This is a genomic window from Williamsia sp. z71, from assembly GCF_059553375.1.
In genome coordinates this window covers 434,031-456,218 of the sequence record NZ_JCANWX010000004.1, presented here as the reverse complement: position 1 = coordinate 456,218, position 22,188 = coordinate 434,031, and the positions used below count along the sequence as shown (strand labels likewise).

The following is a 22,188-nucleotide window of genomic DNA, read 5'->3' as shown; positions in this document are numbered from 1 at the left end:
ACGCGGGTAGTGCATTGAGAGCAGGGTCGCTCGTGCCATCTTCGATTCAACTGGCGAGATTCGGTAACACTGGATGAATGCAAACGACACAGGCGCCACCGGTCGTGCCGGCCGTGCCCAAGCGCAACATCGCCGGGATCGGGGGTGGCGACGCGCAGCGTAGGGCCGCACTGCGCCGAATGAAGATGGTCGCGACCGGGTTTCTGCTGCTGGCGGCGGTGATCTATTTCTTCTGCCGTTGGCTCGAAGATCGCGACGGGGACAACGTCGCGGCCTGGGTCGGCTATGTGCGCGCCGCGTCTGAGGCGGGCATGGTCGGTGCACTCGCCGACTGGTTCGCCGTCACGGCGCTGTTCAAGCATCCGCTGGGCATTCCGATCCCGCACACCGCTCTGATCCGCAAGAAGAAGGATCAGATCGGCGATCAGTTGGGCGAGTTCATCGAAGAGAACTTCATGACCCCGGATGTGATCGAGGAGAAGGTCACCCAGCTCGCCCTGCCGAAACGGGTGTCGTCCTGGCTTGCCGATCCGAAGAATGCACCTCGGGTGGGTGCGGAGGCCGCACGTGGGATCGCGTTCGCGGCGGAGATGCTCGACGATGAAGACATCGAACAGCTGATCCTGGCGGGGATGAAATGGGCGGCCGAACCGGAGTGGGGCCCGCCTGCCGGGCGCGTACTCGAACAGCTCATCGCCGAGAACCGTCTCGAACCGGTGATCCAGCTCGTCTGTGATCGCGCACATGACTTCGCCCTCGGCAGTGAGGAGCTGATCGATCGGGTGATCGACAAAGATGGGCCGGCGTGGGCGCCCAAGTTCGTCAATCATCTTGTGGGTGACCGGATCTACCGAGAACTGGTCGAATTCTCGTTCAAGGTCAAGACCGACCCGCACCATCAGGTGCGGACCGCCATGACGGCGATGATGGTGCAACTCGCCTACGACCTCCAGCATGATCCGGCGACGATCGAGCGGCTCGAGGCGATCAAGTCGGAGCTGCTCGAACGCGACGAGGTGACCGGGGCGGCGTCGACGGCCTGGAACGCGGGCAAGGCGTTGATCGAACAGCTCCTGGCCGACCCGAACGGAACCCTGCGCAAGACGCTCACCGACTCGGTCATCGGCGTCGCCGTGCGGATCCGCGATGACCACGAGTTGCAGGACAAGATGAACCTCCTGATGGTCCGGGTGGCGCGGCACGTGTCCGAGAACTACTCGCAGGAGATCATCTCGGTCATCACCGAAACGGTCCGGGGATGGGATGCCGATGACACCAGCAACAAGATCGAACTGCAGGTGGGACGCGATCTGCAGTTCATCCGCATCAACGGCACCGTGGTCGGAGCGCTGGCCGGGCTGGCGATCTACACCGTGTCCGTGTTGCTCTTCAACTGACCGAACACCCAAGAAGGACGGGTTGCTTTGTGGCCTTGGTCACGAATTAGCACATTGCTTGCAATTGCTAGCAGACGTGGCACCATGGTTACCGAAACCTGAAGGAGTCACCGATGGTTCCAATGCCAACTGATCCAGAAGACGGGCCGGTGGCGGCGGCCGCGAACGCGGCCCAGGACATCGCCCAGGACCTCAGTGCCAACGTTGCCACTGCAGCCCAAGACATAGGCAGCTTCATCAGGTCTCAGCGGATTGCCGCCGAGGTGTCACTGCGCCAGCTCGCCGAGCGTGCCGGGGTGAGTAATCCGTATCTCAGCCAAATCGAACGAGGGTTGCGCAAGCCTTCGGCCGATGTGCTGGCCCAGATCGCCAAGGGTCTTCGCGTATCGGCAGAAGTGCTCTATGTGCGGGCCGGGATTCTCGAAGAGCGTCCCGCGAGCCCGGTGCGCGACGCGTTGATGGCCGACACCGTCATCAGCGAACGCCAGAAGCAAGTGTTGCTCGAGATCTACGAGTCTTTCTGTAAAGAGAGCCGTGCCGAGGTCGAAAGTGGCACCAACACAACACAAAGCACTTCAAAGTCCACGCTGGAGGGACATGATGACCAAAGCTGATCGTAATCTTGCAAACCCGTTGTACGCCGCCGTCGGCGCCGGAGATCTGGCGCTCAAGCAGGTCAACGACGTGATCACGCAGTTGCGTGAGCGCACCGAGACCGCGCAGGCACGATTCGAGGAGACCCGCACCACCGCGCAGGCTCGTATCGAGGAGACCCGCAGCACTGCGGAGAAGCGTCTGGAAGAGACGCGCGAGCGGATTTCGGCTCTGCCGGAAGAGGTTCCGTCCAACATCGAAGAGTTGCGGACGAAGTTCACCAGTGAGGAACTGCGCAAGGTCGCCGAGGCTTACATCGAGGTCGCGACCAACATCTACAACTCGCTGACCGAGCGCGGCGAGGAGACCGTGGAGCGATTGCGTGCCACACCCGCCGTCGACGAGCAACTCAGTCGCGTCGAGAAGGTATACGGCGACGCGGTCGACCTCACCGAGGACACCCTGGGCACCATCTCGACCCAGACCCGCGCCGTCGGCCAGCGTGCGGCAAAGCTGGCGGGCATTGCCTCGACCCGGATCGAAGAGACGTCGGAGAAGATCGAGGACACCTCCGAAGAGGCCGCCGAGCAGATCGCCGGCGCCGCCGGGACCGTGGAGGCGAAGGCTCGGACCGCCGCTGACTCCCCGGCAAAGAAGATCGCCGAGGCCAAGGCCCCGGCCAAGAAGACTCCGGTCGCGAAGGCCCCGGCCAAGAAGGCTCCGGCCAAGAAGGCGACCCCTGCGAAGAAGGCCCCGGCCAAGAAGGCCACGACGAAGTAGGGCCGGCCGAGTTGGCTTCGGTTATTCGACCGGCCGCAACAATGCGACGCCGCGACCGTCAGGCGAATTGGACAGTAAGGTGAACGCGTGGACATTCTATCTTTCATGGGTTATGCGCAGAGCTTTGTCCTTCTCGCTCTGACGGTTGTGGCCGGCATTGCGGCGGCAGTCTCGCTGGTGCATGCCGCGATCCAGCGGCCGGATGCGTTTCCGGCCGTCGATCGCCAGAGCAAGGTGATCTGGGTGTCGATACTGGCCGCCGCGACGGTGTTCATCTGGCTCTTCGGTGCCATCGGTCTCCTGGGGATCGTCGGAGTCGTCGCGACGCTGGTCTACATCGTGGATGTTCGCCCGCGCGTCGATTCGATCCAGCGCAAGTCGTGGTTCCGCAAGGTTTGATCGGCGCCGTCGTCGTGGGGTCGACGCCGTCGGACGTGAGGCGACAGACCTTGACAACGCGTGGTGTCATATAGCACGCTGGTCCCATCGCCAAGAACCGCTGGTGGCCGACCTAGAATGGGCAGATGGCTGAATACCGGATCAACGAGCTCGCGGATATCTCCGGCGTCAGCGTTCGCAACATCAGGGTGTATCAGGATCGTGGGCTGCTGCCTCCGCCGAAGATCAAGGGACGCACGGGGTGGTACTCCTCCGAGCACCTGAGCCGGCTGAAGATGATCTCGCAGATGCTCGAGCGTGGCTACACCTTTGCCACCATCAGTGAATTGCTGATGGCAGCGCGATACGGCCTCAAGGTCGAGCACGTACTCGAGGGCGAGCCCAAACGTGGCAGTCGCTGGAAGAACTTTCGCCGGGTCGCGACGATCACGATCTCCGAGCTGCGCAAGGGCCTCGGGGCCACCGACAGCAGCATTGCCCTTGGGCAGCGGCTCGGTCTGCTGGTCAAAGAAGGCGCCGGATACGCCGTCACCAACCCGGAGGTCCTGGCCGGTGCCGAGGTTCTGGTCAAGGCCGGAATCGATCTGGAAGTCCTGCTCGATCGCTGGGAGCGGGTGCAGGACGATTTGCAGGACATCGCTGCGAGCTTCGTCTCGATCGTCACCGACAAGTATCTCGTCGAAGGGGAACCCTTCGAACTCGAGGAGAGCGAAGTGATCAGGCTCGCCGAGCTGGTGCAGACCGTTCGGCCGATGGCGCACGACATCGTCGAGGTCGCCTTCAGTAAGGCCATGGACGCCGAGATCTCCAGGGCTCTCGATCGTGGTGCCGAGATGATGATGGCTTCCGAAGACGAGAAGCCGGTTGCCACCGGCGATGTTGAAAGCACTAGAGAAGCATGAGGGGGTACGTGTGAACGGAAAGAAGATCGCGCTCGGGGGAGCGATCGCCGGGGGCGGAGTGGTCGCGGCCGGTGCGGCGATCACCGGCGCGTTCCTGGGATCGATCGTCCGCGCAGCGTTGCTGGCGCCGGATCCCGTTGACGACCAGCCTGATCCGCTGCTGGCGGTCCCTGCCACCGAGCCCGAGCGGATACCGGTCCGGACCGCCGACGGTACCGAACTCAACGTGCTCGCCTACGGCCCGCCCGACGGCGAGTTGCTGGTGCTCGTGCACGGCTGGACCTGCAGCACTCAGTACTGGTATCCGCAGATCAACGCCTTCGCTGATCGGTACCGCGTTGTCGCGTACGACCAGCGCGGGCACGGCAGTTCGCCGCGGGGGACCTCGAAACTGACGGCCGATCTCCTGGGGCAAGACCTGCAGGCCGTGCTCAGTGCGGTTGTCCCGCAAGGCCGTAAGGCCCTGATCGCCGGCCACAGCATGGGTGGTATGACAATTCTGTCGTGGGCGAACCAATTTCCCGACAGCGTGCCCGAATCGGCGCGCGCGGTGGTCTTGACCTCCACCTGCGCCGAACACCTGCTGCCCAACCTCGGCCTGATCCCGCTCGACCTGCCCGATGCGCTCTCTCCGATGGAGTACCTGACCAGCCGCCTCGTCGCCGGTGCCACCATTCACCTGCCGCGAACCAAGATGTCGCGCAAGGTCACCCAGTACATCGCGCTGAACACGACCTCCCGCGGATCGCATGTCGACTTCTGCGACGAGATGGTGTCGGCCTGCCCCGGACGATCGCGGGGTAAGTGGGGCAATGCGCTGGTCACCCTCGACGTCTCGGGCGGTTTGGACGCGCTGGTGGTGCCGACACTCGTCGTCGTCGGCGCCGACGACAAACTCACGCCGTCCGTGCATGCCGAATCGATGGCCACCGTGCTCCGCGGCCATGGCCACCTCGACGACCTCGTGGTGTGGCCGGGGATCGGGCACATGAGCAGCATCGAGAACTCGGCAGGTTACAACGCGCTGCTCACCGATCTGTTGAATAGAACGGCCGGCTGATGTCCGGGGGTCAGCCGTTGTTGCGGGCCCCGCGGATCGACGTGCGGCACACGGTCATCGACCGTCCCGGCGGCGCATCGATCGCAGTCTACGAACATGGTCCGGCCGACGGTGTCCCGGTGGTACTCGTGCACGGCTTCGCTGTCAGTGCCCGATATTGGAATCCACAGATCAACGGTCTGTCGGATCGATTCCGGGTGATCACCTATGACCAGCGCGGGCATGGCCGGTCTCGCCTCGGCAGCGCAGCCATGATCAATGATCACCTCGGCCAGGACCTGTCTGCAGTACTCGACCACACCGTGGCCGACGGCCGGCCGGCGGTGGTCGTCGGACACAGCATGGGCGGGATGTCGGTGATGAGTTGGGCCACGCAGTACCCGTCCGAGGTGGGGCGCCATGCGCGGTCGATCATGCTCGCCGGTACGGCGGCAACCTCGCCGGTGACCAAAGGTCCTATCCGCCTGGTCAATCCGGTCAGCGTTCTGCGTCGCGTCCAATACGAGATGGCGTGGCTGGCGTTCGGCGCCATCCACTGGCCCGGCGGTGATCTGTTGATGCGATCGGGCATGATGGCCGCCGGGGCGGTCTTCCCCGGGGCGACCCGGGCGCAACTGGCGTTTCTCGGCGAGATCCTGCGCGACACCGATTGGCGTACCAGGGAAAAGGTGGGCCGCTGCCTGGAGAACCTGAACGTGGTCCGGGGCCTGTCTGCGATGACGGTCCCGGTCGCCGTTCTCGTCGGTGGCCGCGATCGTCTCACGCCACCACGGCTCGCGGTCCCGCTCGCCGAGGCGCTGAGCCACCGAGGTTCGCTGGAACGGTTCGAAACCTGGCGGGACGCAACACATCTGCTCAATTGGGAGCAGCCGCACCGGTTCAATGCCGTCATCGCAGACCTGGCGGCAGCGCCGGGTGCGCGATGACGGCGCCGCGGGTGCTCTCCGTGTCGGTCGGCAGGGTGCAGTCATTGCGGTGGCATGGACGTGCCGTCCCGTCGGGGATCGCCAAAGTGCCGGTATCGGGCCCCGTCGCCGTGGGTAAACGCGGGGTGGTGGGTGACGAGCAAGGCGACCGGCGGAACCACGGCGGACCCGACAAAGCGATTCTGGCCTACCCGGACGAGCATTACCAGGCGTGGGGCGATGAGCTCGGTACCCGCGGTGTCCCGTCCTTCGGTGAGAACCTCACCATCACCGGGCTACTCGAAACCGAGGCCGTGATCGGTTCGGTGTACAACATCGGGACCGCGACCGTGCAGGTGAGCCAGCCCCGGCGACCGTGCTTCAAACTCGCGGCCTTCCACGGTGTCGACGACCCCGCCGTGGTGACCCAGCGCACCGGCCGCACCGGCTTCTATCTGAGAGTGCTTGTGCCCGGCCGGATTTCATCCGGAAACGTCATGGTGCTGCAACATGCCCCCCGCCACGGCATCACGGTCGCCGAGGTCCACCGCGTACTGAACATCGACCGCGGGGATGCGGCGGCCATTCGGCGACTGCTCGACGAACCCGGTGTGCTGCCCCAGTCGTGGTCGACTCTTCTGCGCAAGCGGCTCGCGGGGCGGCGGGAAAGTGACAGTCGACGCCTGCACGGTCGTCCGCCGGACGCGACGGGATGAGTCGCGCTCGGCGGCGGTGAGCCAAGGCTGGTTCAGCCTTCGGCGAAGCCGTGGAGGACGGCCCGCGATCCGGACAACCCGAGCCGGGTGGCGCCGGCCGCGATCAGCTCCGCCGCGAACTCCGCGGTCCGGATACCGCCACTGGCCTTCACCCCGACATGGGACGGCACCGCCGCCGACATCAGTTGCACGGCTTCGACACTGGCACCACCGGCCGGATGGAAGCCGGTGGAGGTCTTCACCATCGTCGCACCGGCCTTGACCGCGACCTTGCAGACCGCCGTCACGGTCTCGGGTCCGGCGAGTGCGAGGAGCGCCGCCGATTCGATGATCACCTTCAGGGTGATCCCGGCCCCGATGCCCTCACGCACCGTCAAGATGTCGGTGAACACCTCGTCGAGTTTGCCGTCGACCGCCGCGCCGACGTCGATCACCATGTCGATCTCCTGCGCACCGGAATCGACGGCCAGCTTCGCTTCGGTGGCCTTGATCAGCGAATGGTGTTTACCCGATGGGAAACCCACCACAACACAGCTCAGCGCCGACCCGGTGTTGATGGGGAGCATCGAGGGTGACAGGCAGACGGCGAGTACCCCGAGGTCGTTGGCCTCGGCGACGGTGGCCTCGGCGTCCGCGCGGGTCGCCTCGGGCTTGAGGAGTGTGTGGTCGACCATGGCGGCGACGACTGATCGGGTGAGTTGTGTACCGGTCGGGGTGTCGGGCATGAATCGAGCTTGGCACACTGGACAGTTGTGACCACATTCTCGCCGCCAGATCCGGCCGGCCATCGGTACGTGCTGACGCTCGGATGCCCCGACACCACGGGAATCGTTTCCCGTATTTCAGGCTTCCTCGCCGAGGTCGGTGCGTGGATCGTCGAAGCCGCCTATCACTCTGATCCCGACACCGGTTGGTTCTTCACCCGACAGGCCGTCCGAGCCGATTCGGTGGCGCTGACGGTCGAAGAGCTACGCGCCCGCTTCGAAGCCGAAGTGGTGGCCGAACTGGGCCCCGAAACCGAGTGGCGGGTCAGTGATTCGGCCGTCCCGAAGAAGACCGTGCTGTTGGTGAGCCGGGAAGGCCATTGCCTGGGCGACCTGCTGGGCCGGTCGTACCGGGGTGAGCTGCCCGCGGAGATCGGTGCCGTGATCGGCAATCACCGCGACCTCGAGGACTTCAGTACCCGCATGGGTGTGCCGTTCCACCACATCCCGTTCGACAAGGACAAGGCCGGGGCCTTCGAGGAGTTGCAGGCAGTGGTCGACTCCCATGACCCCGACGCGGTGGTGTTGGCGCGGTTCATGCAGATCCTGCCCGAGGCGCTGTGTGAACACTGGGCCGGCAAGGCGATCAACATCCACCACAGCTTCCTGCCGTCGTTCATCGGAGCGCGGCCGTACCACCAGGCCTTCAAGCGGGGCGTCAAGCTCATCGGTGCGACCTGCCACTACGTCACCGGTGAACTCGACGCCGGTCCGATCATCGAGCAGGACGTGATCCGCGTCGATCATTCGGACTCGGTGGCCGACATGGTGCGCCAGGGCCGCGACATCGAGAAGCTGGTGCTGGCCCGCGGACTGCGGTGGCACCTGGAAGACCGGGTGCTGGTGCACGGCCACAAGACGGTCGTCTTCAGCTGATCGAGCGGTCCCCGGTCGTCAGATGACGGTGCAGCTCTCGCTGCTCTCACCGGACTCGCTCGAGCCGGTCGTCTGGTTGTTCAGCGCGAGATCGCTGCCGGAGACCGCGAACTCGACACCCTTGTCGGAGACGGTGAGCTGTTCGAAGGTGAGCTCGTTGAACAGCGGCGGGAACAGACCCGCGCTGATCTGATCGACCAGGGCCTGGGCCCAGGAGTTCGGTATGCCCAGGGTGGCGGCGCTGGCCTGCACCACCTCGAACGTGAGTTTGCCGTTCTGGGTGACCGGTTTGAGCTCTGCTTCGGCCGGGATCGACAGCATCAGCAGCTGGAAGTTGCCCTTGACGGTGATCGTGCCCGCGGCGGCGTCGCCGGTGACGCTGTCCACGGTCATCCCGCCGCCCATCGCGCCCAGGAGCCCGCTCAGCCCGCCGCCGGAGGGTTCGGACGGCTCGGTGGGTTCTGCTTGGGGTGTCTGGCTCAGTTCCATGATGCGGGCGAACGGCACGTAGCCCGAGCCCTGGAGTTCACCGATGGTGGTTTCGTTGTCACCGCTCTGGATGTCGTCGCCGCGGGCGTGCAGGCGCATCGAGGAGTCGCCTTCGTTGCTGGTGTCGACCTGGACGTAGGGAACCGTTCCGGAGGCCCACTGGAGCAACATCGGCCGCTTGCTCAACGAGACCGACGTCGAGGCGCCGGTGAGTTCACCGAACGACTGCTCGAGGCAGTCTTGGGCCTTGTTCCGGATGACCAGCTCACTGCCCACGCCGATGATCACCAGCAGCAGCACCACGCTGAGCGCGATCGCACCGGCGATCATGCCGGTCCGGCGTTTGGGCCGCTCCGGCGAAATCGGCTCGTATGTCTGCCCAGCGGCGGGCGGGGGACCACCGGCATCGGAGTACGGCTCGAACCCGTCGGGCGGTACTTCGAGCTGCGAGGTGTCCTGGCGACCGCTCGAATAGGCCTCGGGGGCAGGGCCGGGCGCAACCGGTGGGAACCGGTCGGTGTCCGAGTCGCGTTCATCACTGGTTGCATTGTCGGACACACCGGGCGGCTGCGCACCCTCAGCTGGTTGTTCAGGCGCAGGTCCGTCGTCCGGAGTCGAGTCGGCGTCATCGCGGTTATTCATCACCGTCGATGATGCATGGTCAGCGCGCGACCGTGTTTAAGAGTTTACTGAGTTTCGGTATCGGCGCTGGTAGGGGCCAATTAATTCACGTCGCGACGATTCGGTAAAACGGCGATCGCACGACGGGCACGGTCGACTTCGTCGAAGTCGAGGTCGACGACCGAAAGCTCTGGTGCATCACCGAGTTCGACGTGCACGGTCCCGAAAGGCCCGGCCAGGATCGAGTGTCCGACGCCGGTGGGTGCGGTGGATTCGGCCACCCGGGGATCAGCCGGAACCGCTTGTCCCACAGCGGCGACAAAACATCCGCTGTCGAGTGCACGGGCTGCGGCAAGGGTTTGCCACTGCGCCAGCTTCCCCGGGCCGGCACCCCACGACGTCGGGACGACGATCAGCGTCGCGCCGCGGTCGGCGAGTGTGGTGAACAGTTGGGGGAAGCGGATGTCGTAACAGGTGGCCGCGCCCACGGTGACCGCCCCGACGTCGAACGTGACCGCGTGGTCCCCGGGTTCCACGGTCTTCGATTCGGCGAATCCGAAGGCGTCGTACAGGTGGATCTTGTCGTAGCCGGTGATCTGCCCGTCCGGGCCGGCGATGACCAGGGTGTTGCGTACCCGGTCGGCGTCGCCGGGGGTGAACATCCCGGCGACCACGGCGATCTGATGTTCGGCGGCGAGCTTGCCGACCGCGGTCGCCCACGGGCCGTCGAGTGGTTGCGCGACGGGACCCAGGGGGACCCCGAAGCGGCACATCGTGGCCTCCGGGAAGACGACCAGGTCTGCACCCTGTGCTGCGGCGGCGGCGGTCTGCTCCGACACCGTCACCAAGTTCTCGTCCGGGTCGGAACCGCTGGTGATCTGGGCGATGGCAATACGCATGACATCCACCCTACGACCGGTGGGCCGGATCAGACGGCGGGGGCGACCTGGTCCCAGGGGACGGTGACGATGTTGTCGCGATGGCGCCGACGATCGGGTGTCGGGGCAAAGCCGAAGGTGGACAACAACTCCAGCGTCCGGTGCCAGCGTTGTCGCGGGCCGAAGGGCGCGAACGGCGCCGCGATGTCCCAGCAGCGATCCAGGGTGGCCAGCAGGTTGTGGACCCGCTCGCCGGGCACGTTGCGGTGGATGAGGGCCTTGGGGAGGCGTTCGGCCAGGTCCGAGGGACGCGCACTGCGCGCGGGATCCCACGCCAGCGTGAAGGTCAGGGGGCGGTGCGCGTCGAGCAGGATCCAGCAGCACCGGCGGCCGAGTTCGTCGCAGGTTCCCTCGACGATGTAGCCGCCCGGGGCGAGTTGTCGCTGCATGCGCTCCCAGGCCGCGTCGACCTGGGATTCGTCGTATTGCCGCAGCACGTTGAAGGCCCGGACCAGTTGCGGTCGGAGGCCGGCCAATTCGAATCCGCCGACGGCGAACCGGACCCCGTCCTGCGGCGGGACCACGCGGGCCGGATCGATCTCGAGCCCGACGAGCTGGGTGCCGGGAACCACGGCACGGAGCCGGGACGCGAGTTCGAGTGCGGTGTCCGGGCGGGCGCCGTAGCCGAGGTCGACGGCCAGCGGCTGCCGCGCCGACTCCAGGGCAGCAAGTATCGGCCGGTGATGGGCTATCCAGCGATCGACACGACGGAGCCGGTTGATACCGGTTGTACCGCGGGTGATCGTCCCTTCCGGCCGCCGCTCAGAGATTGGCGTCGATCCACCCCGAGGTGAATTCTGCTTCACCTCGGAACAGATCGGTCAGGTTGACCAGCATGAGCTGCTCTAGCTTGCCGTTGATGAACGGGATGTAGACCTTGACCTCGGTGGTCCGACGGAGGGTGCAGCCGGTCTCGGTGGGGAACAGCTCCTGCACGCCGGTCAGGCTGCCCGGGCCGGCCGGGATCGACGCCGCGTACGTGCCCTTGGTGCTGTCCGGGTCGAAGGGGCCGAGTGATTCGGTGCGGGTGATGATCATGTCCTTGGACATCACCGTCTGCGCGATCGGTGGCAGTTCTGTGCGCGGGAGGACCTGCTTGAGGACGACGTCGACCCCGTTGTCGCCGACGATGTGGGAATCGATCTCGGACTGCGGGGTGAGCTTGCGGAACTCTTCCATCTGCGCCTCCCAGAACTCCCGGAGGGTCAGGGCCTCATACACCTTCTTCGGGGCATGGTGGTACCGGGCGGAGTAGGACAGACGTCGTGCCATGGGCACAGGGTAACCCGTGGGAACGTCAGGCCCGCGTTCCGCCTTGCGGTTGGGGGGTGTGCGGCGCCGGTCAGCGCGCGTTGATCCATTCGATCGTGTAGTCGTGCTCGGCCGAGATCAACTCGGTGATGTTCTCGATGATCGCCTTCTCGACCTTGCCGCCGACGAAGGGAATGGCCACGTCGGCGGTGCCGTCGAACGTGACGGTGCTGCCCGATGGGGTCGCGGCCAGGGTCTGGGTGCCGTGGACCTTGGCGGGTGCGCCTTCGACCACTGCGGCGAAGGTGCCGCTGGAGATGGCGCCGCCGGAGAGCGACCAGCTGACGGTACGGGCGATGTGGAGGTCGCCGGGCCGGACCTTCGTCACGATCGACGGCAGTTTGTCTTCTGGGACACGTTGTTGCAGCACCACGGTGACCTCGTCGTCGGTGACCTTGAACGATTCGAGCTCGGAGACGTCGGCTGCAACGTTGGCCACCAGGTCTTTCCAGTACTGCTCGGACGTGACCGCCGCAGCGAAGTCGGCCGGGGGACACGGAAAGTCGATCGAATGCTGCAGCTTGGTCGCCATGAGTGCAGGCTACCGTTGCGGGGTGGCCGCACAAACACATGACCGCCTCTTGCTGTCCGAGATCACCACCTTGCGCGTCGGCGGTCCCGCCCGCGACGTCGTGAACTGCGACGATTCCGAGTCGCTGATCGACGCCGTCGGGCGTCTCGATGCCGAGGGCACTCCGGTGCTGCTGGTCGGCGGTGGGTCGAACCTGGTGGTCGGCGACGACGGATTCGACGGGACGGTGGTCCGGATCAACAACACCGAACTCGACTGGCGGTCCGACCACGTCGTCGCCGACGCCGGTGTGAACTGGGATGCGCTGGTGGCCGAGAGCGTCGAGCGTGGATTCGGTGGCCTCGAATGCCTGTCCGGCATCCCTGGCGCCGCCGGCGCGACTCCGGTCCAGAACGTCGGTGCCTATGGGGTCGAGGTCGGTTCGCTGCTGCGATCGGTGCAGATCCTCGACCGCCGTTCCGGCGCCCTCAATTGGGTCGACGCGGGCGATCTGGGTTTCGGCTACCGAACCAGCCGGCTCAAACATCGCAATGACGAACTGGTGGTACGGGTCTCGTTCCGGCTCCGTGACGATGGGCAGAGTGAGCCGATCCGCTACGGCGAACTGGCTCGGGTCCTGGGCCTCGACGACGGAGAACGGGCGCCGGCGTCGAAGGTGCGGGAGACCGTGCTGGCGTTGCGGTCGAGCAAGGGGATGGTCCTCGATCCGGACGACCACGACACCTGGAGCGTCGGCTCATTCTTCACGAATCCGGTTGTCCCGCATGAATATTTGCCCAGGGTGCTGACCCAGATCGTCCAAGAACTCGGATCGGAGGCGACCGTGCCGCAGTTCCCCGCCGACGGCGGTGTGAAGCTCTCGGCCGGATGGCTGATCGAGCATGCCGGTTTTGCCCGAGGCTTTCCGGACGCCGATGCGCCGGCTCGGCTGTCCACGAAGCACGCGTTGGCGTTGACCAACAGGGGACAGGCCACCAGTGCCGACATCATCGATCTCGCGCGCCGGGTGCGTGGTGGCGTGCAAGAGAAGTTCGGTCTGTGGCTCGAGCCGGAACCGGTGCTGGTCGGCTGTTCGTTGTAGTCCGATCAGCTGACGCCATCGCCGCAGGTCAGTGGTGTGGCGAGTAGCGGCGACCAGCGGCGCAGGTACTGTTTGGCGCATGACAGATTACCGTGACCGTCTGCTGCTGTCTCGGCGCGCGGCCCTCACGGCGATAGCCGTCGGCGCGGCCGGAGTGACTGCTGCGGCCTGCAGTACCGGCGACGATTCGACCGATGGCGCCGGGCAGGGCAAGGCGCCTGCGGAGCCGAAGGCCGACATCACCTACAGTCCGGCCCTCGACGTGACCGACGCCTCACCCATCGAGGTGGTGTCGGTCAAGGTCTCGGAAGGCGTGCTCAATCCTGATGTGCAACTGACGAATGCTAACGGGCGGGTGGTCTCCGGCGAGCTGTCGGCCGACCGCACGACCTACACGATCACCGAACCACTCGGCTACGGCGGGCAGTACACCTGGGCGGGGTCGGCGATGGGTGAGGACGGCAAGGCCGTCCCGGTCGCCGGTACCTTCGGCACGCTCACCCCGGACAGCCAGATCGGGCTGGTGATCAACATCGCCGACGGCCAGGAAGTCGGCATCGCCGCACCGCTGATGCTGAAGTTCGACGGTGTCGTGTCGGACAAGGAAGCCGTCGAGAAGGCGCTGACGGTCACCACCACTCCGCCGACCGAAGGCAGCTGGGGATGGCTGGGCGAAGACGGCGGATCCCGCGTGCACTGGCGCACCAAGGACTATTACCAACCGGGCACCACGGTGTCGATGGTCGCGAAACTCTATGGCGTGAACTACGGCGACGGCAGCTATGGCGAGGCCGACGTCACGAGCGACTTCGTGATCGGGCGCAACCAGATCGTCAAGGCGGACGCCGACTCACATCAGATCGTCGTGGAGAACGACGGCAACACCCTCATGACGTTGCCGTGCAGCTACGGCGAAGGTGACCTCGACCGCAACGTCACCCGTTCCGGTATCCACGTCGTCAGCGAAAAGCACGAGCAGTTCTACATGAGCAACCCGGCGGCCGGGTACTTCAATGTGCTCGAACGCTTCGCGGTTCGAATCTCCAACAACGGTGAGTTCATCCACGCCAACCCGGCCACCCTCGGCGTCCAGGGGTCGTCGAACGTCACCAACGGCTGCATCAACCTCTCACTCGAAGATGCGGAGCGGTACTTCAACACCGCGATGTACGGCGACCCGGTGGAGGTCATCAACACCCGCATCCCGCTGTCGGAGGCAGACGGTGACATCTTCGACTGGATCTACGACTGGGCAACCTGGAAGTCGCTGTCGGCGATCGGTGGTGAGCCCGAGGCAAACTCGGCGCCGGCCACCCCGTCGAATGCTCCGGCCGTGTCCGGCATCCCGACGACAGCAGTGAACTCAGGGGCACCGCAGGCCCCCGTCGGCTGAGTCAGCCCGCGGCAGGTGCCGTCGACCCGGTGGTGGGTTCGGCGCCCGCTGTCGTCGGCTCCCCGGTCGGCGTCTCGGTAGCCGGTGCGACTTCGGGTTCCGGCGCGGCCACGGTGGCGGTCGGTAGGAGTGTCCACACCGCCTTTGTGATCGTCACCGTCTCGGTCGTCGGGTTCTCCGGATCGGTGATGTCGGTCAGTCCGACAGTCCAGACCCCGAGGCTGTCCGTCGCCGAGGCGACCGACGGCTGTGTCAGTGCGCTTGTCGACACTGTTCGTCTCACGTCGTCGGAACAGCTGAGTTCTGCCGTCGTGTGTGTCGGATCGGGGACCATGCAGGTCACCGATGCGTCCTCGAAGGTGAAGGTGAGACTCGAGACGATCTCACCGCTGCCGGAGAACGCAGTCGGGGTCGGGACCGCACTGCTGGTCGCCGGTACGGCCGAAGGCGCCACGGGCACTACCGGTTCGGAAGACGCGGGCTCTGCCGAAGCGGGCTGCTCAGGAACCGTCGGGACGGTTGATTCGCCGGGAACCGCGGTTTCCGGAGTCGCCACAGCGGTTGTCGATGACGCCGTCGACTCGGCTGCTGCGCGGCGCCGGACCTCGGGTGCCGGCTGTCCATCCGCCTGGATGCCGTTGGCTTCCTGCAACTCCGGGTCGTCGGTCGTGAACGGAGTGTTCAGGGATGCCGGTGTCGGCAGCGGCCGACTCAGTGGGGGAAGACCCTCGAGGTTCAGGATGCCGCCGACCGCGCGGATCAATGGCTGCAAGGTGTTCAGATCCAGCAGGGTCAGGGACACCGGAGTCGGTGCCGGTGCGGGCGCTTCGACGATGGTGGTGGTGTTGTTGGTGACGGTGGTCTGCTCGTTGGCGTAGGTCACGTACACGACCTGTGCAGGGGCGTACCCGGGCCACGGGTCGCCGACAGTGCGGTAACCGGCGACCGGTGTACTCGCCGGTGGCGCAAGCGGATTGCCGCATGAGCAGCGAACGCGGGGAACCCCGAACGCGTCGACGAGTACGGAGGTGCCGGCCTCGAAGACCGACTGGAACGCATACGCCCCGGAACTGGTGTAGCTGTGGTTCGTGACCCAGGTGTCGCGGGTCAGGACAACCGGGGTGAGTGTGTCGAGGTAGTACGGGATCTGTTCGGTGCCGATCCCGAAGACGCTCGCCCACGCGCCGGCCTTGGCCGGGTTGTCGGACAGGTGGTTTGCCAGCGCGGCGGTGTCGCAGACTGCGTCACCGTCGGCGGCGTACAGACCCGCTGTGGTGCCGTCGACGCCCTCGACGCCGCGGACCGTCGGCGCACCCGCGGGGGCGAGTCCGATGACGGCCCCATCCAGGGGACGGTTGCTGACCGCGACCGACGGGGTGAACGGGTCGGTGCCGGTGCTGTTGGCTGCTTCCAGCACGAGCTCGGGTGCCGTGGTGGCCTTGACCTTGCTGTCGGAGGCGGAGAACAGGTACGCCGCACCGATACCCAGGAACGTCAACAGCAATGCGGCAACGACCGCGAGCACGATGACGATCTGCTTGCGGTCGTTGGGCGGAGACGGGATCGGTCCGGTGGGCGCAGCGCTGTATGGATGGTTCACTCGAGTCTCCAGGGTCCGGTGCGGACCCTGGACCGCCGTGATGGGGGACCGGCTACCCGCTCAAGGATTATGTCTGGACTTCGGGCGGTGTGTGGGATGTGTTACCGGACTTCGCGATATTCATCCGAACATACGAGAACCTCTAGCCTGTCTTGATGTTTCGGCGGGCAGAGGCCTGGTCGCGGGGCATCAGCAGGATGGTATCGAGATTGACGTGCGGTGGGCGGCTCGCGACGAAGCCGATCACTTCCGCGATATCGTCGGCGCTGAGTGGCGTCAGTCCCTCATAGACCTTGTCGGCCTTCTCCGCATCACCGTCGAAGCGAACGAGTGAGAACTCGGTCTCGACCATGCCCGGCTGGATCTCGGTCAGCCGGACCGGCTTTCCGAGGAGCTCGGGCCGCAACGTCCGGTGCAGAACCGCTTGGGCATGTTTGGCCGTCGTGTAGCCGGACCCGTTGTCGTAGGCCTCGATGGCGGCGATCGAGCTGATGGTGACGATCAGACCGTCACCGGAGTCGATGAGTTTCGGCAGCAGTGCCTTGGTCACCCGTAACGTTCCCAGGACGTTGGTCTCCCACATCCAGCGCCAGTCGTCGAGGTCGGCCTCGGCAACGGAGGCCAGACCTTTCGCGCCGCCGGCGTTGTTGATCAGGACGTCGACCGCCGGGATCTGCGCACAGAACTTCTGGACCGATTCCTCATCGGTGACATCGAGGGGGATGGCCGTCCCGTCGATCTCTTCGGCCAGCTTGTGCAGGCGGTCGACGCGGCGCGCACCGACCACCACGTGATAGCCCTGCGCAGCAAGAACTCTGGCGGTGGCCTCGCCGATACCGGAACTGGCGCCGGTTACAACGGCGACCTTGCGATCACCAGTGTTGGACGCGGTGGTGGCTGCAATAGTCATGGTGTGCAGTGTAGGTGCGCCCGGACCGGTAGATTTTTGCACCATGGGGTCTGACGAAGCCGGCGGTGGAGCTCGAACGGCATCCCGGGCCGGTGGATCACGCACGGTGTCGTTTGAACGGGGTGAGGGCGCCGCCGCGGTGGTGTTCCGGGCCGTCCGCACCCAGGGCCCCGTCACGCGGGACCGATTGCCTGCGGCAACCGGTCTGTCACCGGCGACGGTCAACCGACAGCTGCAGGCACTTGATCGTCTCGGACTCGTCCGGGAACGTCCGGACCTGGTCGCGTCGGGGGCGATCGGACGTCCGAAGGTGCCGTTGACCCTCGACCGGGACCGGTTCTGCGTGATCGCCGTGCACATCGGTGCGCAGTCGACCCTGTTGATGGTTGCCGACCTCGGTGGCCGACCGCTGCAGACGGTCGCGATGTCGACGCCGGTCGGGCCGGCGAAGGAGGCCCTGCGGCTGATCGCGCGGCGGGCGGCGCTGGTTGCCGAATCGTTCACCCAGCGGGTACCGCTGTGGGCCGGGGCCGCCATCGGTGGCACGGTCCACCGGGACGGTAGCGTCGACCATCCTCAACTCGGTTGGCAGCGGGCGCCGGTCGGTGAAGCCTTGGAACGCGAACTGGATGTGCCGGTCTCGGTCAGCCAGCACGTTCAGGCCATGGCGGCGGCCGAGTTGCTCCTGGCCGGTGCCGACCACACCACCGGTACCGATCTGCTCTTCTACGTCCGGGAAACGGTCGGTCTGGCGATCACGATCGACGGCAGGGTCCAGGAACGTCCCGGCAACATCGGGCACCTGCCGGTGCATGCACCGCTGTTGACGGGGAAGCCGCAATCGCTGCTGCAGGATGTCGTCGGCCGCAAGGTATTCGACGATGCGGTGGCCGCAGGCGGTGATGCGAGTGCGCTGCACGACGAACGAGCCCGGGTGCTCGGTGAGATGGTGGCCCTGGTGCGCGACCTCATCAATCCCGATCGGGTCGTCCTGGCCGGCCAAGTGTTCGCCGAACACCGCCACGGTCTGGCCCCGGTGCAGGCGGCGTTCGATGCGGCCAGCGGGCTGGGGCCGATGGAACTGTCGCCGCCCAGGTTCGGTGCGCGCGTTCAGGAAGGTGCTGCCGTGGTGGTATCGCTCGGAGCGCTCTACGCTGATCCCATCGGGGCCTTGCAGAATTTCAGCGCCTGACTCGGCAGACCATTCGAAGGAAGGGAGCGTCCAATTCATGTCAGGTGATTCCGGACAAACTGCTCAGCGTGACGTCTCGGCCGTACTCGACGTGGTGGTGAACAAGGCCACCGACATCGAACTGCAGATCGCCGTGGCCAGGCTGCCCGGGCTGGAAGTGAACGAGACCCTGTCCATCTGGTTGGACGGCAACCGAATCGTCCCGGATGAGATCGTGACGGACAGCGGTAGTCGTATCCACTGGCTGCAGGTGGAGTCCGGTGAACTCTCCGTTCGCTACACGGCGAGCGTCCTGACACCGGCTGATCCCGCGCAGGTCACCGAGCTCGACCGTTCGCTCTATCTTCGGCCGAGCCGGTATGCCGAGGCCGACAAGTTCTTCGGCTTCGCCGCCGGTGAATTCGACACGAGTGTGCCGGCGGCCGAGCAGTTGGTCGCCGTCACGAACTTTGTCCGGCATCGGCTTTCGTACATCTTCGGTGCCAGTGACCCGATCGACGGCGCGGTCGACACCCTGCTGTCCGGGGCCGGTGTCTGCCGGGACTTCGCGCATCTGGTGGTTGCGCTGTTGCGGGGCTTGGGTATTCCGGCCCGGCTGGTGTCGGTGTACGCGCCGGGTCTGTACCCGATGGACTTCCATGCCGTGGCCGAGGCGTTGATCGACGGCCGGTGGGTGGTCGTCGATGCCACCGGGCTGGCGCCGCGTCAGTCGCTGGTCCGGATCGCCTCCGGTCGCGATGCCGCCGACACGGCCTTTCTCGACAGTCACGGCGGCGACGTCGTCCTGCGCAGCTATCAGGTGGGCGCGATCGTGGCCGGCTACCTACCGATCGACGATCCGTCCGCCCAGGTCCAATTGCGTTAGCCGCTCACAGGCTGTGACTGCGCTGACTGATCACAGGCTGTGACTGCGCTGACTGATCACAGGCTGTGACGACGGACCGGCGAACGCCAGGGCCGCGGCGTGGTGCATCGTCGCGGTCCGGCCGATCGTCGTGGCGGCGTCGGGGTATCGGCGTCCGGTGTGCAGGTCGAGCAGATCCACGTGAAGCTCTTCTCGCGTCGTGGTTGGTAGGTCATGTGACCACTGTCCACGGCGGCCCTTGGTGTCCACTTGGAGAGTGCTTGGTGCCTGGTCGCTATTCGCTCAGCAGCCGCGCACAACGGAGTAGTCCGATGTGGCTGTAGGCCTGTGGGTGATTGCCCAGGGCGCGTTCGGCAACGGGGTCGTACTCCTCCGAGATCAATCCGGTCGGACCGGTCACCTTGATCATCTGGTCGAACAGCGCTTCGGCGTCGTTGCGCCGGTTGATGAGGAGGTAGGCCTCGATCAGCCACGCTGCGCACAGGTGGAAGCCGCCTTCGTCGCCGGGTAGACCGTCGTCGTGGTGATACCGGTACACCGTTGAGCCACTGCGCAATTCGGCCTCGGTGGCGACGACTGTGGCGGTGAACCGCGGATCGGACGGGTCGATCAGTCCCGACAACCCGATGTGCAGGGTGGCGGCGTCGAGGTCGATCCCGTCGTAGGCCGCGGTGTAGGAGTTGGCCGCCTCGTTCCAACCCTGACTCAGGACCTGGCGGGCGATGGTGTCACGAAGGACCGGCCAGCCGAGCTCGGTGTCGCGGCCGAATTCCGCACCGAGCTTGAGGGCCCGGTCGACGGTCATCCAGCACATCACCTTGGAGTACACGTGATGGCGGGGGTTGCCACGGATCTCCCAGATGCCGTGGTCGGGCTCGGTCCACCGACGTTCCACCGCATAGACCATGTCCTGCACCAGTTCCCAGTCGGCGGCCGACAGGGGATCAGGATCGCCGACGGCGGCGCGGGCGTGGGCCAGGGTCGAGATCAGGTCGACGATGGGTCCGAAGACGTCGAGCTGGACCTGCTGGTTGGCCGCGTTGCCGACCCGGACCGGACGCGAACCGGCGTACCCGGGCAGGGAGTCGATGACTGCCTCCGGCGGAAGTCCGCCGCCGGCCAGCGTGTAGAGCGGATGCAGCCACTCGGGACCGGTGACGGTGCCGAGCACCCGATGGAGCCAGCCCAGATAGTCCTCGGCCTCTTTGAACGAGCCGACGGACACCAGCGCGGATGCGGTCAGCGCCGCATCGCGCAGCCAGCAGTAGCGGTAGTCCCAGTTGCGGACGCCACCGATCTCCTCGGGCAACGAGGTCGTGGCCGCGGCCATGATCGAACCCGTGTCGCTGTGGACGAGTCCACGCAACGTCAGTGCCGACCTCTTCATCAGGTCGCGCTTGATGTTGGGCAGGTCCAGCGTCGCGGCCCATTCGCTCCAGTAGGCCTCGGACTCGGCGCGGCGCTCGGCTTCCGGGACGGCCGAGGCTTCGAGATCATCGGAGCCACAGCGCAATTCGAGAACCAGTGGCTCTTCGGAAAGCTGGATCACCGCGGTGGCGGTCTGGTGGTGGCGGTCGGTTTCGATTTCCCAGGCGACACCCGGGGCGCGCAGGACGATCGGCTCGTTGGAGCCGGACACGCGCAGTCCCTCTTCGAAGATCTCGATGCGTACGGCGGCCTGACCGAACTCGGGCCGTGGGGCGAACCGCACCCGGGCCTTGGCGCTGCCACGGATCACGCGGGTCAAGTCGGTGCGCCCGACGTTGACGTCGTGCGGAAGGTAATCGGTGACCTCCAGGCCGGCCCAGCGGGTGCGGACGGTCATCGTCCCGTCGACGTAACGCTGGCTCAGTGGGAGAGGCTTCTTTTCTCCCTCGACCACCGGGCTGATCGAGAACTCGCCGGCCTCGTCGGTCCCGAGCAGGTTTGCGAACAGCGCCGCGGAATCGGGCTCGGGATGGCACATCCAGCAGATGTCGGCTTCGGGGGTGACCAGCGCGACGGTGCGCGGGGACGCGAGCATGGTCAGCCGCTCGATCGGGACCGCGGCGTCACCGCTGAGCCAGGTGCGGCGTTCCTCGACGAGGAAGGCCAACGCGGCGGCGACCTGCTCGGGATCGTCGACCCGATAGGCGGCCAGGGTGTCACCCTCACCGACCTTGATGCCCAAATCGGGTCCGTGGAGGCGTTGAAAGGCTTTTTCGTCGGTGACGTCGTCGCCGAAGAAGATGGCGGCGCTGGCACCGGCCTCGTGGCGCAGGATGTCGAGGGCCTGGCCTTTGTCGGTCTTGATGACCGCGAGCTCGATGACGCACTTGCCCTCGGTGACCTGGACGCCGTCCCAGGTCGCCGGGCCGGTGCGAGCCCGTTGGAGAGCTGCGTCGGCGTCCGCCGCGGTGGCGTTCCGCACGTGCAGCGCGGTGCTGGCCGGTTTGGTCTCCACGGTCACGTTGTCGAAGTCGGCGGCGATCGCGCGCAGTTCGACGATCAACGTTTCGAGGAGTGCGGTGGCCTCGGGGGTGATCTCGTGGACAAAGCCCACGTCGAACTCGCTGCCGTGGCTGCCCACGAGGTGGACCTCGGCGGGCAACCTCGACAGGGTCGCCAGATCGCGCAACGCTCGCCCGGAGATCACCGCCGCGGTGGTCGAGTCGAGTTCGGCGAGGGCACGCATGGCCCGTACCGAGTCGACGTTGGGTCGTGCATCTTGGGGGCGGGAGACGATGGGGGCCATGCAACCGTCGTAGTCCGAGGCGACGAGCAGCCGGGGCATACGAGCGATGGCTTTCAGGGCGCGCCGCAGTTCCGGAGCCAGGTCTTGTGCACTCACTACGCGAGTCTAAGTCTGCGGACCCCGGCGAAG

The 22,188-nt window shown here is 66.0% G+C and carries 23 protein-coding genes; 13 read left to right on the top strand and 10 right to left on the bottom strand.

The window, feature by feature from the left end; all coding sequences use genetic code 11:
• Nucleotides 1-77: 77 nt before the first annotated feature.
• The 8 genes from AC51GR_RS12845 to AC51GR_RS12810 all read left to right on the top strand — a co-directional run bounded on the left by AC51GR_RS12845 (nucleotide 78) and on the right by AC51GR_RS12810 (nucleotide 6,753).
• Nucleotides 78-1,397 (top strand): DUF445 domain-containing protein, encoded by a 1,320-nt coding sequence (locus tag AC51GR_RS12845; RefSeq protein WP_496325016.1) that lies wholly within the window; start codon nucleotides 78-80, stop codon nucleotides 1,395-1,397.
• 122 nt (nucleotides 1,398-1,519) lie between these two features.
• The gene (locus AC51GR_RS12840; RefSeq protein ID WP_496325070.1) at nucleotides 1,520-2,011 is read left to right on the top strand and encodes a helix-turn-helix domain-containing protein; all 492 of its coding nucleotides are present in this window, start codon (nucleotides 1,520-1,522) and stop codon (nucleotides 2,009-2,011) included.
• The gene (locus tag AC51GR_RS12835; RefSeq protein ID WP_496325015.1) at nucleotides 1,998-2,771 is read left to right on the top strand and encodes a heparin-binding hemagglutinin; all 774 of its coding nucleotides are present in this window, start codon (nucleotides 1,998-2,000) and stop codon (nucleotides 2,769-2,771) included. The genes AC51GR_RS12840 and AC51GR_RS12835 overlap by 14 nt, the downstream gene beginning before the upstream one ends.
• Before the next feature lie 105 nt (nucleotides 2,772-2,876).
• Entirely contained in the window at nucleotides 2,877-3,170 is a 294-nt protein-coding gene (locus tag AC51GR_RS12830; RefSeq protein WP_496325069.1) for a DUF2516 family protein, read from the top strand.
• Nucleotides 3,171-3,295: 125 nt separating this feature from the next.
• Entirely contained in the window at nucleotides 3,296-4,072 is a 777-nt protein-coding gene (locus tag AC51GR_RS12825; protein WP_496325014.1) for a MerR family transcriptional regulator, read from the top strand.
• A 10-nt stretch (nucleotides 4,073-4,082) separates the two neighbouring features.
• Nucleotides 4,083-5,132, top strand: coding sequence for an alpha/beta fold hydrolase (locus tag AC51GR_RS12820; RefSeq protein WP_496325013.1), 1,050 nt, complete (start codon nucleotides 4,083-4,085; stop codon nucleotides 5,130-5,132).
• On the top strand, nucleotides 5,132-6,058 hold the full coding sequence (locus AC51GR_RS12815) for an alpha/beta fold hydrolase (RefSeq protein WP_496325012.1): 927 nt from the start codon (nucleotides 5,132-5,134) through the stop codon (nucleotides 6,056-6,058). The genes AC51GR_RS12820 and AC51GR_RS12815 overlap by 1 nt, the downstream gene beginning before the upstream one ends.
• Complete coding sequence (locus tag AC51GR_RS12810) at nucleotides 6,055-6,753, top strand: MOSC domain-containing protein (protein WP_496325011.1); 699 nt, start codon at nucleotides 6,055-6,057, stop codon at nucleotides 6,751-6,753. Before AC51GR_RS12815 ends, AC51GR_RS12810 begins: the two co-directional genes overlap by 4 nt.
• Before the next feature lie 32 nt (nucleotides 6,754-6,785).
• On the opposite strand, the gene deoC is transcribed toward AC51GR_RS12810, so the two are convergent.
• The gene (gene deoC, locus AC51GR_RS12805) at nucleotides 6,786-7,478 is read right to left on the bottom strand and encodes a deoxyribose-phosphate aldolase (RefSeq protein WP_496325010.1); all 693 of its coding nucleotides are present in this window, start codon (nucleotides 7,476-7,478) and stop codon (nucleotides 6,786-6,788) included.
• 27 nt (nucleotides 7,479-7,505) lie between these two features.
• Here deoC and purU point away from each other — a divergent pair, with 27 nt between their 5' ends.
• Nucleotides 7,506-8,393 (top strand): formyltetrahydrofolate deformylase, encoded by an 888-nt coding sequence (purU, locus tag AC51GR_RS12800; RefSeq protein WP_496325009.1) that lies wholly within the window; start codon nucleotides 7,506-7,508, stop codon nucleotides 8,391-8,393.
• Nucleotides 8,394-8,411: 18 nt separating this feature from the next.
• Here purU and AC51GR_RS12795 read toward each other — a convergent pair whose 3' ends face one another.
• From AC51GR_RS12795 to AC51GR_RS12775, 5 genes are all read right to left on the bottom strand, one after another.
• Nucleotides 8,412-9,524 (bottom strand): LmeA family phospholipid-binding protein, encoded by a 1,113-nt coding sequence (locus AC51GR_RS12795; protein ID WP_496325008.1) that lies wholly within the window; start codon nucleotides 9,522-9,524, stop codon nucleotides 8,412-8,414.
• A gap of 80 nt (nucleotides 9,525-9,604) precedes the next feature.
• On the bottom strand, nucleotides 9,605-10,402 hold the full coding sequence (locus AC51GR_RS12790; protein WP_496325007.1) for a carbon-nitrogen hydrolase family protein: 798 nt from the start codon (nucleotides 10,400-10,402) through the stop codon (nucleotides 9,605-9,607).
• 29 nt (nucleotides 10,403-10,431) lie between these two features.
• Nucleotides 10,432-11,247: a class I SAM-dependent methyltransferase gene (locus tag AC51GR_RS12785; protein WP_496325006.1), complete on the bottom strand. Its 816-nt coding sequence runs from the start codon at nucleotides 11,245-11,247 to the stop codon at nucleotides 10,432-10,434.
• The gene (locus AC51GR_RS12780) at nucleotides 11,204-11,713 is read right to left on the bottom strand and encodes a DUF2505 domain-containing protein (RefSeq protein ID WP_496325005.1); all 510 of its coding nucleotides are present in this window, start codon (nucleotides 11,711-11,713) and stop codon (nucleotides 11,204-11,206) included. Before AC51GR_RS12780 ends, AC51GR_RS12785 begins: the two co-directional genes overlap by 44 nt.
• A 70-nt stretch (nucleotides 11,714-11,783) precedes the next feature.
• The gene (locus AC51GR_RS12775; protein WP_496325004.1) at nucleotides 11,784-12,284 is read right to left on the bottom strand and encodes a DUF2505 domain-containing protein; all 501 of its coding nucleotides are present in this window, start codon (nucleotides 12,282-12,284) and stop codon (nucleotides 11,784-11,786) included.
• On the opposite strand from AC51GR_RS12775, the gene AC51GR_RS12770 reads away from it, so the two are divergent.
• Entirely contained in the window at nucleotides 12,283-13,365 is a 1,083-nt protein-coding gene (locus AC51GR_RS12770; protein WP_496325003.1) for a UDP-N-acetylmuramate dehydrogenase, read from the top strand. The genes AC51GR_RS12775 and AC51GR_RS12770 overlap by 2 nt on opposite strands.
• Before the next feature lie 79 nt (nucleotides 13,366-13,444).
• Nucleotides 13,445-14,758, top strand: coding sequence for a L,D-transpeptidase (locus AC51GR_RS12765; RefSeq protein ID WP_496325002.1), 1,314 nt, complete (start codon nucleotides 13,445-13,447; stop codon nucleotides 14,756-14,758).
• Nucleotide 14,759: 1 nt separating this feature from the next.
• On the opposite strand, the gene AC51GR_RS12760 is transcribed toward AC51GR_RS12765, so the two are convergent.
• Nucleotides 14,760-16,358: a DUF6777 domain-containing protein gene (locus tag AC51GR_RS12760; RefSeq protein ID WP_496325001.1), complete on the bottom strand. Its 1,599-nt coding sequence runs from the start codon at nucleotides 16,356-16,358 to the stop codon at nucleotides 14,760-14,762.
• A 142-nt stretch (nucleotides 16,359-16,500) separates the two neighbouring features.
• Nucleotides 16,501-17,268: an SDR family NAD(P)-dependent oxidoreductase gene (locus tag AC51GR_RS12755; RefSeq protein WP_496325000.1), complete on the bottom strand. Its 768-nt coding sequence runs from the start codon at nucleotides 17,266-17,268 to the stop codon at nucleotides 16,501-16,503.
• 43 nt (nucleotides 17,269-17,311) lie between these two features.
• Between AC51GR_RS12755 and AC51GR_RS12750 the strand changes: the two genes are divergently transcribed.
• Nucleotides 17,312-18,460, top strand: coding sequence for an ROK family protein (locus tag AC51GR_RS12750; RefSeq protein ID WP_496324999.1), 1,149 nt, complete (start codon nucleotides 17,312-17,314; stop codon nucleotides 18,458-18,460).
• Between the two features lie 37 nt (nucleotides 18,461-18,497).
• Nucleotides 18,498-19,325 carry a transglutaminase-like domain-containing protein gene (locus tag AC51GR_RS12745; RefSeq protein ID WP_496324998.1) on the top strand — a complete coding sequence of 276 codons (828 nt, stop codon included), beginning with the start codon at nucleotides 18,498-18,500 and terminating at the stop codon, nucleotides 19,323-19,325.
• A gap of 30 nt (nucleotides 19,326-19,355) precedes the next feature.
• Here the strand turns inward: AC51GR_RS12745 and AC51GR_RS12740 are convergent, their stop codons facing one another.
• Both AC51GR_RS12740 and otsB read right to left on the bottom strand, forming a co-directional pair.
• Nucleotides 19,356-19,574, bottom strand: a complete 219-nt coding sequence (locus AC51GR_RS12740; protein WP_496324997.1) for a hypothetical protein — start codon at nucleotides 19,572-19,574, stop codon at nucleotides 19,356-19,358.
• A 25-nt stretch (nucleotides 19,575-19,599) separates the two neighbouring features.
• Entirely contained in the window at nucleotides 19,600-22,155 is a 2,556-nt protein-coding gene (otsB, locus tag AC51GR_RS12735; protein ID WP_496324996.1) for a trehalose-phosphatase, read from the bottom strand.
• Nucleotides 22,156-22,188 lie beyond the last annotated feature (33 nt).

Excerpts from the sequence above, each read along its gene's own strand:
- AC51GR_RS12810 (WP_496325011.1), top strand. The coding sequence starts at position 6,055 with ATGACGGCGCCGCGGGTGCTCTCCGTGTCGGTCGGCAGGGTGCAGTCA.
- AC51GR_RS12845 (WP_496325016.1), top strand. The coding sequence starts at position 78 with ATGCAAACGACACAGGCGCCACCGGTCGTGCCGGCCGTGCCCAAGCGC.
- AC51GR_RS12790 (WP_496325007.1), bottom strand. The coding sequence starts at position 10,402 with ATGCGTATTGCCATCGCCCAGATCACCAGCGGTTCCGACCCGGACGAG.
- AC51GR_RS12750 (WP_496324999.1), top strand. The coding sequence starts at position 17,312 with ATGGGGTCTGACGAAGCCGGCGGTGGAGCTCGAACGGCATCCCGGGCC.
- deoC (WP_496325010.1), bottom strand. The coding sequence starts at position 7,478 with ATGCCCGACACCCCGACCGGTACACAACTCACCCGATCAGTCGTCGCC.
- AC51GR_RS12780 (WP_496325005.1), bottom strand. The coding sequence starts at position 11,713 with ATGGCACGACGTCTGTCCTACTCCGCCCGGTACCACCATGCCCCGAAG.
- AC51GR_RS12825 (WP_496325014.1), top strand. The coding sequence starts at position 3,296 with ATGGCTGAATACCGGATCAACGAGCTCGCGGATATCTCCGGCGTCAGC.
- AC51GR_RS12835 (WP_496325015.1), top strand. The coding sequence starts at position 1,998 with ATGACCAAAGCTGATCGTAATCTTGCAAACCCGTTGTACGCCGCCGTC.
- AC51GR_RS12775 (WP_496325004.1), bottom strand. The coding sequence starts at position 12,284 with ATGGCGACCAAGCTGCAGCATTCGATCGACTTTCCGTGTCCCCCGGCC.
- AC51GR_RS12815 (WP_496325012.1), top strand. The coding sequence starts at position 5,132 with ATGTCCGGGGGTCAGCCGTTGTTGCGGGCCCCGCGGATCGACGTGCGG.
- AC51GR_RS12755 (WP_496325000.1), bottom strand. The coding sequence starts at position 17,268 with ATGACTATTGCAGCCACCACCGCGTCCAACACTGGTGATCGCAAGGTC.
- AC51GR_RS12745 (WP_496324998.1), top strand. The coding sequence starts at position 18,498 with ATGTCAGGTGATTCCGGACAAACTGCTCAGCGTGACGTCTCGGCCGTA.
- AC51GR_RS12795 (WP_496325008.1), bottom strand. The coding sequence starts at position 9,524 with ATGAATAACCGCGATGACGCCGACTCGACTCCGGACGACGGACCTGCG.
- AC51GR_RS12770 (WP_496325003.1), top strand. The coding sequence starts at position 12,283 with ATGAGTGCAGGCTACCGTTGCGGGGTGGCCGCACAAACACATGACCGC.
- AC51GR_RS12840 (WP_496325070.1), top strand. The coding sequence starts at position 1,520 with ATGCCAACTGATCCAGAAGACGGGCCGGTGGCGGCGGCCGCGAACGCG.
- AC51GR_RS12765 (WP_496325002.1), top strand. The coding sequence starts at position 13,445 with ATGACAGATTACCGTGACCGTCTGCTGCTGTCTCGGCGCGCGGCCCTC.
- AC51GR_RS12830 (WP_496325069.1), top strand. The coding sequence starts at position 2,877 with ATGGGTTATGCGCAGAGCTTTGTCCTTCTCGCTCTGACGGTTGTGGCC.